General features: G+C 74.4%; 14 protein-coding genes. 7 read left to right on the top strand and 7 right to left on the bottom strand.

Going from position 1 to position 11433, the window contains the following annotated elements:
* On the top strand, positions 1 to 603 hold a 603-nt coding region (locus EF918_RS38495; protein ID WP_260610639.1), incomplete at its 5' end, for a SagB/ThcOx family dehydrogenase.
* Between the two features lie 102 nt (positions 604 to 705).
* On the opposite strand, the gene EF918_RS38490 is transcribed toward EF918_RS38495, so the two are convergent.
* Positions 706 to 1398 carry a LysR family transcriptional regulator gene (locus EF918_RS38490; RefSeq protein ID WP_260610638.1) on the bottom strand — a complete coding sequence of 231 codons (693 nt, stop codon included), beginning with the start codon at positions 1396 to 1398 and terminating at the stop codon, positions 706 to 708.
* A 98-nt stretch (positions 1399 to 1496) separates the two neighbouring features.
* Between EF918_RS38490 and EF918_RS25160 the strand changes: the two genes are divergently transcribed.
* Entirely contained in the window at positions 1497 to 2417 is a 921-nt protein-coding gene (locus tag EF918_RS25160; protein WP_125650770.1) for a MurR/RpiR family transcriptional regulator, read from the top strand.
* 336 nt (positions 2418 to 2753) lie between these two features.
* On the top strand, positions 2754 to 3146 hold the full coding sequence (locus EF918_RS25155) for a hypothetical protein (RefSeq protein ID WP_125650768.1): 393 nt from the start codon (positions 2754 to 2756) through the stop codon (positions 3144 to 3146).
* A gap of 66 nt (positions 3147 to 3212) precedes the next feature.
* Here the strand turns inward: EF918_RS25155 and EF918_RS25150 are convergent, their stop codons facing one another.
* Positions 3213 to 4394, bottom strand: coding sequence for a sulfite oxidase (locus EF918_RS25150; RefSeq protein ID WP_125650766.1), 1182 nt, complete (start codon positions 4392 to 4394; stop codon positions 3213 to 3215).
* Between the two features lie 158 nt (positions 4395 to 4552).
* Between EF918_RS25150 and EF918_RS25145 the strand changes: the two genes are divergently transcribed.
* On the top strand, positions 4553 to 5254 hold the full coding sequence (locus tag EF918_RS25145) for a family 16 glycosylhydrolase (RefSeq protein WP_260610641.1): 702 nt from the start codon (positions 4553 to 4555) through the stop codon (positions 5252 to 5254).
* A gap of 76 nt (positions 5255 to 5330) precedes the next feature.
* On the opposite strand, the gene EF918_RS25140 is transcribed toward EF918_RS25145, so the two are convergent.
* On the bottom strand, positions 5331 to 5741 hold the full coding sequence (locus EF918_RS25140; protein WP_125650762.1) for a rodlin: 411 nt from the start codon (positions 5739 to 5741) through the stop codon (positions 5331 to 5333).
* 194 nt (positions 5742 to 5935) lie between these two features.
* Between EF918_RS25140 and EF918_RS25135 the strand changes: the two genes are divergently transcribed.
* A complete protein-coding gene (locus tag EF918_RS25135) occupies positions 5936 to 6205 on the top strand; it encodes a hypothetical protein (protein WP_125650760.1) in 270 nt (89 codons plus the stop codon).
* Here EF918_RS25135 and EF918_RS25130 read toward each other — a convergent pair.
* Positions 6202 to 6408, bottom strand: a complete 207-nt coding sequence (locus tag EF918_RS25130) for a hypothetical protein (RefSeq protein WP_125650759.1) — start codon at positions 6406 to 6408, stop codon at positions 6202 to 6204. The two genes, EF918_RS25135 and EF918_RS25130, sit on opposite strands and share 4 nt — an antisense overlap.
* A 177-nt stretch (positions 6409 to 6585) precedes the next feature.
* On the opposite strand from EF918_RS25130, the gene EF918_RS25125 reads away from it, so the two are divergent.
* Both EF918_RS25125 and EF918_RS25120 read left to right on the top strand, forming a co-directional pair.
* A complete protein-coding gene (locus EF918_RS25125) occupies positions 6586 to 7968 on the top strand; it encodes a hypothetical protein (RefSeq protein WP_125650757.1) in 1383 nt (460 codons plus the stop codon).
* Positions 7969 to 8033: 65 nt separating this feature from the next.
* Positions 8034 to 8807 carry a peptidoglycan recognition family protein gene (locus tag EF918_RS25120; protein WP_125650755.1) on the top strand — a complete coding sequence of 258 codons (774 nt, stop codon included), beginning with the start codon at positions 8034 to 8036 and terminating at the stop codon, positions 8805 to 8807.
* Here the strand turns inward: EF918_RS25120 and EF918_RS25115 are convergent.
* The 3 genes from EF918_RS25115 to EF918_RS25105 form a co-directional block, all read right to left on the bottom strand.
* Positions 8804 to 9742, bottom strand: a complete 939-nt coding sequence (locus tag EF918_RS25115; RefSeq protein WP_260610636.1) for a tellurite resistance/C4-dicarboxylate transporter family protein — start codon at positions 9740 to 9742, stop codon at positions 8804 to 8806. The two genes, EF918_RS25120 and EF918_RS25115, sit on opposite strands and share 4 nt — an antisense overlap.
* On the bottom strand, positions 9739 to 10830 hold the full coding sequence (locus EF918_RS25110) for a glutamate--cysteine ligase (RefSeq protein WP_125650753.1): 1092 nt from the start codon (positions 10828 to 10830) through the stop codon (positions 9739 to 9741). The genes EF918_RS25115 and EF918_RS25110 overlap by 4 nt, the downstream gene beginning before the upstream one ends.
* Positions 10831 to 10892: 62 nt before the next feature.
* Positions 10893 to 11433, bottom strand: a 541-nt coding sequence (locus tag EF918_RS25105) for a BadF/BadG/BcrA/BcrD ATPase family protein (RefSeq protein ID WP_369009103.1), incomplete at its 5' end; no start/stop codon positions are given.

The following is an 11433-nucleotide window of genomic DNA, read 5'->3' as shown; positions in this document are numbered from 1 at the left end:
GGCCCCCTGACCGGCCCCCTCGACGCGACCACCCTCGCCACCCTGCTCTGGGGCTCCCTCGCCCAGAGCCACCTCAGCACCGCACGCACCCCCGAGGGCGAGGACGTCACCCGCGCCCACCGCCCGTACCCCAGTGCGGGCGGCCGCTACACCGTCCGGGTCCGGCTGCTCGCCCTCGGCGTGGACGGGGTCCGGCCGGGCACGTACGACGTCGTCCCCGAGCGGCGGGTCCTGCGCCCGCTGGGTCCCGTACCGCAGCGCTCGGAGGTGAAGGCGCTGTCCGGCTACCTGTCGCTGCCGCCGCAGGACCCGGAGGGCATCGGCATCGACGAGGCACCGGCCGTCCTCGGGGTGTACGTCGACCTCGGCGTGCTGCGCCGCCGCTACGGCCTGCGGGCGCTGCGGCTCGGCCTGCTGGAGACCGGCCACCTGGCGCAGACCCTCGCCCTGGTGGCGACCGCCCTGGGGCTGTCCACGTCGACCCTGGCCGCCTTCCACGACGACCTCGCGCACGAGCTGCTCGGCCTCGACGCCGGTGACCAGCCGTTGCAGTACCTGATGCCCCTGGGCCGCCGGCCCGAGGAGCCGGTCCCGCCCGCCTGAGGCCCGCGGCCGCCCCGCGCGGAGAACCTGGGTGCGGAGCTGCGCGGGGGCCGGCCCGCGGTGGCGGGCCGGCCCCGTTCCCCGCCCGCCGGTGACGGGGGGTCAGGTGGTCGGCAGAGGTCGGTGAGGAACCGGTAGGAGGTGGGGTCGCCGCTCATCTGCCGGTGCAGTCCCTGGAGGAGGAAGCAGGCCACCAGGTTGCTGAGGGCGAAGACCCACAGCACCGCCAGGGTGACGCGGGCGGCCCCGCCCGGCGCGGGTGACCGGGTGCCGGCGTCCCGGGGCCGGACCTGGTCGGTGAGGAACAGCGCGGTGGCGGCGGCCAGGGCGGCGGCGAGGAAGACGATCCCGGCCCGGCCCCCCCAGCACCGCCCGCGCCACCTCGGCCGAGTTGCCCGGCTCCAGCGTGACCGCGGTGTCGGGGGAGGCCGCGCGCAGCGCCACCAGCCGGCGGGGCAGCAGGTGTTCGGCCACGGTCCGGCTGGCGGCGACGTGCAGGCGGGCGTCCTGCTCGCCGCGCAGGGTGGCGATGCCCGCGTCGAGCCGCCGCGCCGCCTCGACCACGGCGGCGGCCCATTCGGCCACCAGGACGCCCTCGGGGGTGGGCCGCGAGCCCAGCGCCGCCCGCTCCAGCACCGGGACCCCGACCAGCTTCTCCAGGTGGCGGATGCGGGAGCCGGCCGACGGCTGGCTGATGCCGTGCGCCTGGGCGGCCCGGCCCAGGCTCCCCAGCTCGACCACGCTGAGCAGCAGGTCGAGGGCGGTGAGGTCGGGCACGCGGGGGGTCAGGGGCATAGATCCACTCCATGGACGCCGGCCGGGGGAAGCGTGGCCGGACGGCGACAGCGCGTGAGCTATGTTGGATCCGAGCGGCGAAAGAAGGAGGCGCACCGGTGGCATCGGGCCAGCAGGCACGCGCACAGGCGGCTGCGATCACGCCCGGCGGCCAGCCGCCGGCGGAGCACGAGCGCAGCCCGGCCGACCGGGTCCTCGCCCTGTTCAGCGGCCACCGGCTGTCGCCGGGGCAGCGCCGTATCGCCCAGTACCTGATCGACCACCTCACGGACGCCGCGTTCCTGTCGATCACCGAGCTCGCGGAACGGGTCGGGGTGAGCCAGCCCTCGGTGACCCGGTTCGCCACCGCCCTCGGCTTCAGCGGCTACCCCGCCCTGCGCGAGGTGCTCCAGCCGATCGCGCTGAGCGCGGTGGCGGGGGCGCCGGAGACCAGCCTGGAGATCCGGCGCAACGAGCTGCAGGCGGCCGTGGACGCCGAGATCGAGAACCTGGAGAACCTGCGCCGGCTGCTCGCCGACACCAACCAGGTCCTCGACATCGGCCGGGAACTGGCCCGCTCGGTGCCGCTGACCGTGCTCGGCCTGCGGATCTCGGTCTCGCTCGCGGAGTACTTCGCGTACGGCGCCCGCCGCATCCACCCCGACGTGCGGGTGGTGACACGTGGCGGCAGCGTGGCATACGACGCCCTGCTCCAGTCCCGCGCGGCGGGCGGCACCTGGGTGCTGGCCTTCGCCATGCCCCGGCACGCCAAGGAGACCCTCGCCGCCCTGCGGGCCGCCCGCAGCACGGGGCTGCGGGTGGCGCTGATCACGGACCTCACCCTCGGCCCGCTGGTCGAGGAGGCGGACGCGGTGCTGTCCGCGGCCACCGGATCCCGTCTCGTCTTCGACTCCTACGCGGCTCCGGGCATGCTCGGCGCCGCACTGCTCCAGGCCATGGCCGATGCGGATCCGGAGCGTACGCAGGCGCGTCTGGAGAGCTACGAACAGGTCGCCGACCAGCACAACTTCTTCCTGTAGAACGGCTGTTGAGGCCCGGCCCGGGGCGGGCCAGGGGTGGCGGCCGTGGAAGATTTTCGGTCGTCGAGGTGCATGAAATTTTTCATACCCTTGCGTACTCGACGGTATATATATTTACTGCTCCTGGCGCTCGGGTCACCCGATGCCAAGGAGGGCTCTCCCCAAGCCCTTCTCGAATTGGACACCAGGTCTCGACGCTCCCTCCTCCGCGCCGAGCCCATGGCGTCCGATCCGGCTTCCGCACCCGCACAGCGCCCGCGGCGGTCCTGGTCGACCCCTAGGCCGGGACCGCCGCCACCCCTCACGCAGTGCACGGCACGTTGGGAAACGATCACCATGCCTCAGGCCGTCCTCTCCACGCTCAGCCCGGACTGGCCCTGCCAGGTCAAGGCCCCCGGAACGCACGACTGGGAGCGCACGGCGAGCCGCTGGCTCCGCGACCTGCTGCCGGCCCGCTACGCCGGCTACTCGACGCTCACCCGCAACCCCGCGCTCCTGGCCCGGCACGCGCAGCTCCAGCTCCAGCACGAGATGCGCGCCGTCCGGCAGGCCCTGCAGACCAGCCGGGTCGAGCTGCCCACGCTGGGACTGGCCGAGACCGTCATAGAGACGTCCATCCGGATGTACGCCGTCGAGCTGGACCAGCTCAACCGGCTGGCCCGCGGCGTCCGGCTGATCGCCGACGCCCTCGCGGCCGGCGCCCCGGTCGGCGCCCAGCGCCGGCGCTGAGTGGCGACAACGGGCCGTGACGCCGAGGGGGCGACACCGGGCGGCTCCGCCGCCGCGCGGCCGACCTCAGCCGCCGCTCCCGGGCCTCCGTCCGCCGGCCGGGTCCGGGCAGAACACCGGCACCCGCTGGACCAGGTTGTTGCCGAAGCCGCCGCGGTTCCACGGCTGCGACTTCGGCTGGGTGCGGCCGGCCGCGTCGGTGGCGCGGGCGGTCAGCACGTGGTGGCCCGGGACGGCCGTCCACGGGATGCGCCAGGCCCGCCAGGCCCAGCGGTGGCCCCCGTCGGGCGCGAGCTCGGCCGGGCGCCAGCTCGCACCGCCGTCGGTGCTCACCTCCACCGCCGTGACCGGCGCCGGCCCCGACCAGGCCCGCCCCTCCAGGACCAGCGGCCCGGGGCGGACCACCCGGGTCCGGGACATGAAGTCGGGGAAGCCGGGCGGGACCAGCAGGGCCCGCGGGGCGATCCGGGTCACCGGATCCCCGGTCTCGCCGGCCTCCTGCCGGTAGCGGTAGGCCACGGCCTGCTGGAACCCCGCGAACGGCTCCGCGGTCACGGTGATCCCGCACAGCCACTTCACGTGCGCCATGCCGTACCAGCCGGGCACGACCAGCCGGACCGGGAAACCGTGCTGCGGCGGCAGGGGCCGGCCGTTCATGGCGTGGGCGACCAGCACCTCCGGGTCCTCGCCCAGGGCCACCTCCAGGGGCAGGCTGCGCCGGTAGTCCTGCTCCACCCCGCGCTCCACCCCGTGGTCGGCCCCGGTGAACACCACCTCGCGGGCCTGCGGCGCCGGTCCCGCCCGCGCGAGCAGCAGCCGCAGCGGTACGCCGGTCCAGTCGGCCGTGCCCACGCCCTCGACCAGCCACGGCTGGCTGACCGGGCGGGGCGACAGCAGGGCGCGGCCGTTGCCCGCGCACTCCATGGTGACCCGCCGGGTGACCGCCGGCAGCGCCCTCAGCTCGGCCAGGCCGAACTCCTGCCCGGCCGCGACCAGCCCGTCGAGCCGCAGCCGCCAGGTGTCCGCGTCCACGGCCGGGATGTCGTAGTGCACCAGCACGTAGTGCAGCCCGGGCGGGCTCACCTCGTAGCGCAGCGCCTCCAGCGGGAGGCCGTGGTTGCGGGTGGCGAGGGCGATCTCCTCGGCCCCGAAGCCCTCGCCCGGGCCCGCGACCCGGGCGGGCCCGCTGACCGGGCCCAGTGCCGCCGTGACGTCCCGGTCGGGAGCAGGGTCCCTGTCCGCGTCCATGCCCCCATGGTGCGCCGCCCGGACGGGTCCGGCAGAAGGGATGAGGAGGCCGTCAAGGCATTTTCCGGACATGAGGGAAATCCACTCGTTCCGGCGAACACCCCGTCGAAGGCTGTCGGTACCACCGGCGGGGGCACCACCATCGGGCCATGGCCCCCATGCCGCCTCCTTGGCAGCCGCAGCCGTCCGTACCCCGACCCCTGCCCCCGGCCGTCTTCGTCGCGGACTTCTCCTCCCCGACGCAGTGGGTGGCCGGAAGAACCTCGGCGTTCCCCGGTGGAGGACCGGTCAACCCCGGGGACAACAAGCTCGACCACCTCGTCGAGGACCCGGCCTTCAGCCGTAGCGGGGTGTTCCGGGCGGAGCGCCGGCCCGACGGCAACTGGAACGCGGGGCTGCTGACCACGGAGGGCAGCGCCGAGGACTTCCAGGTCCGGGCCGGCGACGTCCTGGACGCCCGGGTGCAGCTCCCCACGGAGCTCGGCGCCTGGCCCGCGATCTGGACCTGGCTCGACGGGGACCAGGAGATCGACGTGTTCGAGTACCACCCGGACAACCCGGACCTGCTCGAACTGTCCAACCACGTCCGGGGCCGTGGCGAGAGCAGCCACTACCACCGGGACCCGTCGATCGCCCCGGGAGCCTGGGTGGACCTGCGGGTCGAACTCGGCGCCCGCTCGGTGGTCTGGTGGGTGAACGGCGTACGGGTCTTCGCGGACCGCCGTGGCGTGGGGTCGCGCTGGCACGCCCACCTCATCGTCAACCTGTCGGTCTGCGCGGGCCGCTACCACCCGCGGCCGGAGCCCGGCGTGCGGGAGATGTCGTACCGGGTGGAGCACCTGCGGGTGCACCGGAGGTGAGAGCGGGGCCGGTCGTACGACGACCGGCCCCGCACCACCTCGACGGGGAGGCCCGGCCGTCAGCCGGGCCCCGCCGTCAGCTGCCCGCGGACAGGTTGCCCGAGAGCACCGGGATGTTGCTGAGGATGTGCGAGGCCGTCTCGTCGCCCTTGGCCTGGGTCGAGTTCTCGACGCACTGCTGGTTCATCGGGTTGGACGCCACGTTGATGTCCTGGACGCCGATGTTCAGGGCCGCCAGGATCGACTGGGCGTTGACCTTCACCGGCAGGCCGATGCAGGGCTTGTTCAGGGTGCCCTGGACCAGCGAGGCCTGCGGGCTCATCGCGCCCTCGGTCTTCTGGTTGCCGTAGATCTGGGCGGAGCCGTTGCCGTTGACCGAGTTGACGCCGTTGTCGTTGCCGATGGCCATCGCCGGAGCGGCCACGGCGGCACCGGCACCGAGGATCGAGGCGGTCGCGGCCGCGGTGGCCATCATCTTCTTGAGCATCGTGGGTCCTTATGGGTCTTTGCTTGTCGCACGTGCCCCCGAACGGAGCATTACCGTGATCAACGGCCGGTCCCGGTGCGGGTTGCGCACCTTCACCCGAACAGCCCGCACCTGACGTGCGCGTACGAACCCGGTGCACACGTGCGGCCACCGCCGTCCCGGGTGTTGTCAGTGCCCTCTGCCAGGCTGGCGCCATGGACGAACAGATCATGCGCGGCCGCGTCTACGGCGCCGACCACGACGACCCCGACCCCGGCCCCCGCCAGGGCCGCGCGTACCGCGAACTGGTCGGCGGCCCCCTCGACGGCCTCCTGCTGGACGTGACGGGCTGGCCGCCCACGGCCCTCACCGAGCAGGTGGCCCTGCCCACCGAAATAGGCCGCTACGGCGCGGGCGGACGCGCCCTGTACGCGCCCCGGCCGGCGGACCCCCGCCGGTGGGACTGGGCCGGCGACCTGCCCTAGGGGACGGCCTCGCCGTCGTGCTCGCCGCCGATGCAGGTCCACTGCCCCTTGTCGGAGTCGTACTCCACGCTCCCGCCCTTCGCCGTGCAGTCCTGGGAGCTGACCGTGGGCGAGGGGGAGGCGTCGGCCTGCACGACCGGGACCGCCAGGCAGAGGGCGGCCAGGCACGCGGCCACCGTGGAACCGAGAAGTCGTGTACGCATGGGATCTCCCGCCGAGGTCGAACGACGCGGCACCACCACCCTCGCCCCGCGCCCGTCCGGCAGCGCCCCGGATTGCTCCATTCGGGTGAGGCCCGGGCGCCTGCCGCCGCAGGGGTGACGCGCCCGGAACGGGCCGTCCGGGGGCGGCCGGTCCGGTCCTGAAGCAGGCTGGGTGCCATGGAGAACGTGCCCTCGGTCGACGTAGGGCCGCCGGACGACCTCGGCCTGCGCAAGGTCACCATCAACGGCAAGCCCGCGGGCAAGGTCCGGTCCTGCAAGCAACTGCAAGGGCTCCTGCGCAAGGCAGGGCTGCCCTTCGACCACGACATCCACTGGGTCGGCGGTGACGGCGGGACATGGCCCGACCGCCCCTGGCGCCGACGGCTCGCCGGAGTCGGCACGGCGGCGGGCTGCCTGCTGACCGCGGCCGTGCTCATGAAGATCGGCTTCAAGGACGTCTCCAGCGCGCTGACCTACCTGGGCCGGATCGCCGGCATCACCTTCCTCGCCGCGGCCGTGGTGGAACTCGCCGGAGTGGCGGCCGCCTGCGACTACTGGGGCAGGCGGAGAGCGCGGATCTCCGGGGTGGTCCTGATGTGCGCCGCCCTCGGCGCCCTCGTCGTCGGCGTGGTGCTCCTGCTGTTCCAGATCCACGGCGGGGTGTACACGCACTACCTGTGGATCTGGATCGTGCTGCTGCTCTGGTCCTCGTGGGTGCTGTGGGCCCTGGTCCGCGCACGGGCCTGGAAAGGGCTGGTCCACCCCAGGAGCATCGCGGTCGGTGTGTTCGTCTCCTTCGTCCTGGCGCTCACCAACCTGGGCTACACGCTGATCTACCTGCCTTCCGTGACCTCCCCCGTGATCGAGAGCACGGCCGAGTTCAAGGAGCCGACCCTCAACGAGGACGGCACGAAGATCTTCCTCCCGATCCACCTCACCACGAAGAACACCGGCCAGGTACCGGTGTACGTCCTGGGCAGCATCTTCTGGATCCGCGGCGGTCTGGAGTCCACGCCCAGGACGCTGATCCGAGCGCGCGAGTTCATCGCACCTCCCGGGCAGTTGCTGAACCCGGGCCAGGAGGTCTCGCGGGACGAGGTCGTCGCGATCAACCCCCGGCGGCACGACTTCGAGACCATCACCGCGCAGACGGAGCTCTACGCGGTGCGCAAGGACCGGATGACGATCGACCGCTCCTACGGGCGCTCGGTCGAGTTCGCCGAAGGGATCGAGCAACAGGGCAAGGCGCAGGACCCCGAGGGGCCCGTGGACGTGGACTACTTCAGGTACCAGGCCCAGATCTCCAGCAGCAGCGAGATCGGCAACGTCACCCACGGCAAGAGGCGCGTGACGTTCTGGTGGGTGCGCAAGGGCCAGTGGCCTTACCTCTACGTGGACGTCGCACCGCCCGGGCACCGACGGGCCTTCGACCCCGACGACCCGGGCGCCAACACGGCCACCGCACAGGAGTACGGGGTCGTCGTGGTGCGCGGCTCGCGGGCCGCGGTCCCGTTCGCGGAGATCCAGGAGAAGATCAGGAAGGGGCACTCCACCGAGTGATTTGCCCGGCGCGGCCCGGAGCGCCTTCGTGAGCCGTCCGGGGGCCGCCCTTTCAATGGGCCCCCATGACCTCACGCCTCCAACCGCAGCTCACCCGCCGGACCCTGCTCACCGGAGCGCTGGCCCTCGGGACGGCCGGAGCCCTGCCGCTCACCGCCGCCGGAACGGCCCGTGCCGCCACCGGCCCGGAGATCGCCGCCTGCGGGACGTGGGGCGCCAGAGCCGCGTCCGAGCCGGTCGTGATCCTTTCCTCGCCGCCCCAGCGGATCGTCGTCCACCACACCGCCACCGGCAACGTGACCGACTACTCCAAGGAACGCGCCCACGCCCTGGCCCGGGCGATCCAGAACTACCACATGGACACCCAGGGCTGGATCGACACCGGGCAGCACTTCACCGTCAGCCGCGGCGCCTTCGTCATGGAGGGCCGTCACCACAGCCTGGCCGAGCTGGAGTCCGGCACCCGGCAGGTGCGTGCCGCCCACTGCGTCGGCCAGAACAGCAGCTCGATCGGCATCGAGAACGAGGGCACGTACACCAGCGTGGAACCCCCGGCCGCCCAGTACGCCGCCCTGGTCGAGCTGTGCGCGTACGTCTGCCGGCAGTACCGGATCCCGGCCGCGGAGATCTACGGACACCGCGACTTCAACGACACCGGCTGCCCGGGCGACCGGCTCTACGCGATGCTGCCCAAGCTGCGCCGGGACGTGGCGACGAGGACCGGGGAGGCCCCGACCGACCCGCTGTGGGAGTACGTCCGCGACCTGCCGGGCGGCGGCGGGCTCGGACAGTCGGACTACTTCCCCGGCGGCATCCCCGGCCTCGGCTCCACCCGCTAGGCGGCCCCCGGCCCCGCCCGCAGGGGGTGCCTGCGGGCGGCGCCGTACGCGGTGAGCAGCCACGCGACCGCGGCCGCCGCCAGCAGCACCCGGCCCAGCGTGACCAGCCAGGGCACCTGGACCGTCGCCCCGACCGACAGGGCGGCGACGGCGGTCATGGCCATCGGGAACGCCGTGGCCCAGCGGGCCACGTCGTAGCGCGGCCGGGGCCGGACCGCCTCGGCCACCGCCAGCACGGCGTACCCGGCCAGGCAGAGGCCGAGCAGCACCACCATCGCGTCCTCCACCGCCGGCCGGCCGGCGGTCGGCCCGGAGCTCGCCGACCAGAGCTTGTCCGCGGCGAGCGCACTCACCGCCAGGGCGCCCGCGGCGATCCACTGGTCGCCCGGGCCGCTGACGACCTGCCGTACGTCGAACCGGGTGAGGGCCTCGACGTACAGCGCCAGGCCCAGGCACCACAGCACCAGCGCCACCCACGGCAGTGCGCGCCACACGTCCCCGCCCAGGTCGGCCGCGAGCACCGCCGGCGACTGCGTGGCCACGCACACCAGGAACACCGCTCCGGGCATCCGTCGCCCGCCGTGCCGCAGCACCGACACCAGCAGCCCCGGCCACAGCACGAGGGCCAGGGCCAGCAGCACCTCCGGCACGGTCTGCCAGCCCAGCGCGTGGCACCGCACCCCGAGCACGGCCGTGGCCGCGACCCCGGTGAGCGCGGCCGGTGTGTCGGCCTCGTGCACCCAGCGCCTGCGGTCGCCGACCAGCCGGGACAGGAACACGGCGGCCAGCAGCAGCCACAGCGCGGCCGCCAGGACCAGCAGCACCCGGGAGACGGCTTCGGCCCCCACCAGGTGCAGGCCCAGGGACAGGACGGCGGTGGCCATCACGGCGCCCCCGGCGGCCGGGGGCAGCTCTCCGACGCCGGACGCCGTCACGCCAGCGTCTGCTCCGTGACGAGCGCCAGCAGGGCGCGGGTGCCGCCCTCCGCGTAGGCGCGCCGCTGCCGTTCGGCTCCGGTCCCGTCCCGCAGCAGCCCGTCGATCAGGGCGCTCACCCGCTCGTGGTCGCCGGCGTCGGACAGGGCCGGGCCGATGTGCTCCAGCAGCCGGTGCAGCGCGTGGCGGACGTCGTGCGGCCGGCCGTCGGGGCCCAGCACGGTGCCGCTGAGCCCGTGCCGGGCCGCGTGCCAGTCGGCGGCCTTGAGCAGTTCGGCCGGGCAGACCGGGAGCGGGACGCCCTCGGCGTCCTCGCGCAGGGCGGTGGCGACCAGGGCCCGGGCGACCCCGGCGATCAGCACGGCGTCGTCCGTGCGCAGCTGGACGTCGGCGCAGCGGATCTCCACGGTCGGGTAGCTGTCGGAGAGCCGGGCCTGCCAGTACAGCTGGCGGACGTCCCCGATGACCTCGGAGGCCAGCAGCGCCTTCACCCGCCGTTCGTGGTCGGCCAGGTCCTCGAACCGCGGTGGCGGCCCGCTGACCGGCCAGCGCCCGAAGATCATGGTTCGCCAGCTCGCGAATCCGGTGTCGCGGCCGTCCCAGTACGGCGAGTTCGCCGCCATGGCCAGCAGGGTCGGCAGCCACACCCGGATCCGGCCCAGGACCGACACCCCCGCGGCCCGGTCGGGCACGGCCACATGGACGTGCATGCCGTTGATGAGCTGTTCCGCCACGAGCTGCGGCGCCTGCGCGCGCAGGGTCAGGTACCGGGGGGACTCCGTCACCGGTACCGGCGAGGCCGTCCGGATCGGGGCCGCCCCGCACGCCGCGAGCCGGCAGCCGAAGGACTCGGCGGACGTGCTCAGGGCGTGCCGCAGCCGCCGGAGGTGGCCCACCACCTCGGCGAGGTCGCCGCACACGGGGGTGGCGACCTCCACCTGGGCCTGGAGCATCTCCGCCTGCACCTCACCGGTGTCCAACGTGGCTTGCAGCCCCGCCGCCTCCCGTACCTTGCCCGCGAGCGGCACCGGCAGCCCGGAGGCGGAATCGACCAGCAGGAACTCTTCCTCGACGCCGAGCGTGATCACCCCTCGTCGGTACCCGCCCGGGCCCCGCCCCACCGGCCGCTACGGCGAACGGACGCACCACCTCACGCGAACGGGGACACGGGCACGGACGCGGGCGGCCGGCCCACGAGCCGGAGCAGCGGTGCCCCCACCGGCCAGGGCATCTCGCCACGTGCGGCGCCGGCGGCCAGCCGCAGGGCGCCGAGCAGGGGGTCGCCGTCCGCCGGGCGCAGCTCCGCCCCGGGCAGCCGGGCCGCGATCAGCTCGCCCACGTCGGAGCGCATCCCCTCCACCTGGAACAGCCCGCCGGTCAGCGCGAAGGCGGGGGCGTCCAGCCCGGTCGCGGCCGCCGCCGCGGTGTCCGCCATCTCCTCGGCCGCGCGCCGCAGGATCCCCGCCGCCACGGGGTCCCCCTCGGCCCGGGCCGCGGCGACCACCGGCACGAGCGAGGCGAGCAGCCCGGCCCGGTCGGGCCGTAGCTGGAACGCCGCAGGAAGCCCGCCGACCGGGCCGAACCGCCCCACCACATGGGCCAGCAGGGCCGCCGAGCCCCCGGGCCGCCCGTCGTGGGCGCGCAGCGCCGCGTCCAGGGCCGCCCGGCCGATCCAGGCACCGCCCCCGCAG

Origin of the sequence: Streptomyces sp. WAC06614, assembly GCF_003949795.1 — a bacterium.
Classification (GTDB): Bacteria; Actinomycetota; Actinomycetes; order Streptomycetales; family Streptomycetaceae; genus Streptomyces.
The sequence above is the reverse complement of the archived record's forward strand: the minus strand, read 5'-3'. Positions and strand labels throughout refer to the sequence as shown.

Coding starts and splice junctions, on each gene's coding strand:
- EF918_RS38490 (WP_260610638.1), bottom strand. CDS start 1,398: ATGCCCCTGACCCCCCGCGTGCCCGACCTCACCGCCCTCGACCTGCTG.
- EF918_RS25155 (WP_125650768.1), top strand. CDS start 2,754: ATGCCTCAGGCCGTCCTCTCCACGCTCAGCCCGGACTGGCCCTGCCAG.
- EF918_RS25150 (WP_125650766.1), bottom strand. CDS start 4,394: ATGGACGCGGACAGGGACCCTGCTCCCGACCGGGACGTCACGGCGGCA.
- EF918_RS25145 (WP_260610641.1), top strand. CDS start 4,553: ATGCCGCCTCCTTGGCAGCCGCAGCCGTCCGTACCCCGACCCCTGCCC.
- EF918_RS25140 (WP_125650762.1), bottom strand. CDS start 5,741: ATGCTCAAGAAGATGATGGCCACCGCGGCCGCGACCGCCTCGATCCTC.
- EF918_RS25135 (WP_125650760.1), top strand. CDS start 5,936: ATGGACGAACAGATCATGCGCGGCCGCGTCTACGGCGCCGACCACGAC.
- EF918_RS25130 (WP_125650759.1), bottom strand. CDS start 6,408: ATGCGTACACGACTTCTCGGTTCCACGGTGGCCGCGTGCCTGGCCGCC.
- EF918_RS25125 (WP_125650757.1), top strand. CDS start 6,586: ATGGAGAACGTGCCCTCGGTCGACGTAGGGCCGCCGGACGACCTCGGC.
- EF918_RS25120 (WP_125650755.1), top strand. CDS start 8,034: ATGACCTCACGCCTCCAACCGCAGCTCACCCGCCGGACCCTGCTCACC.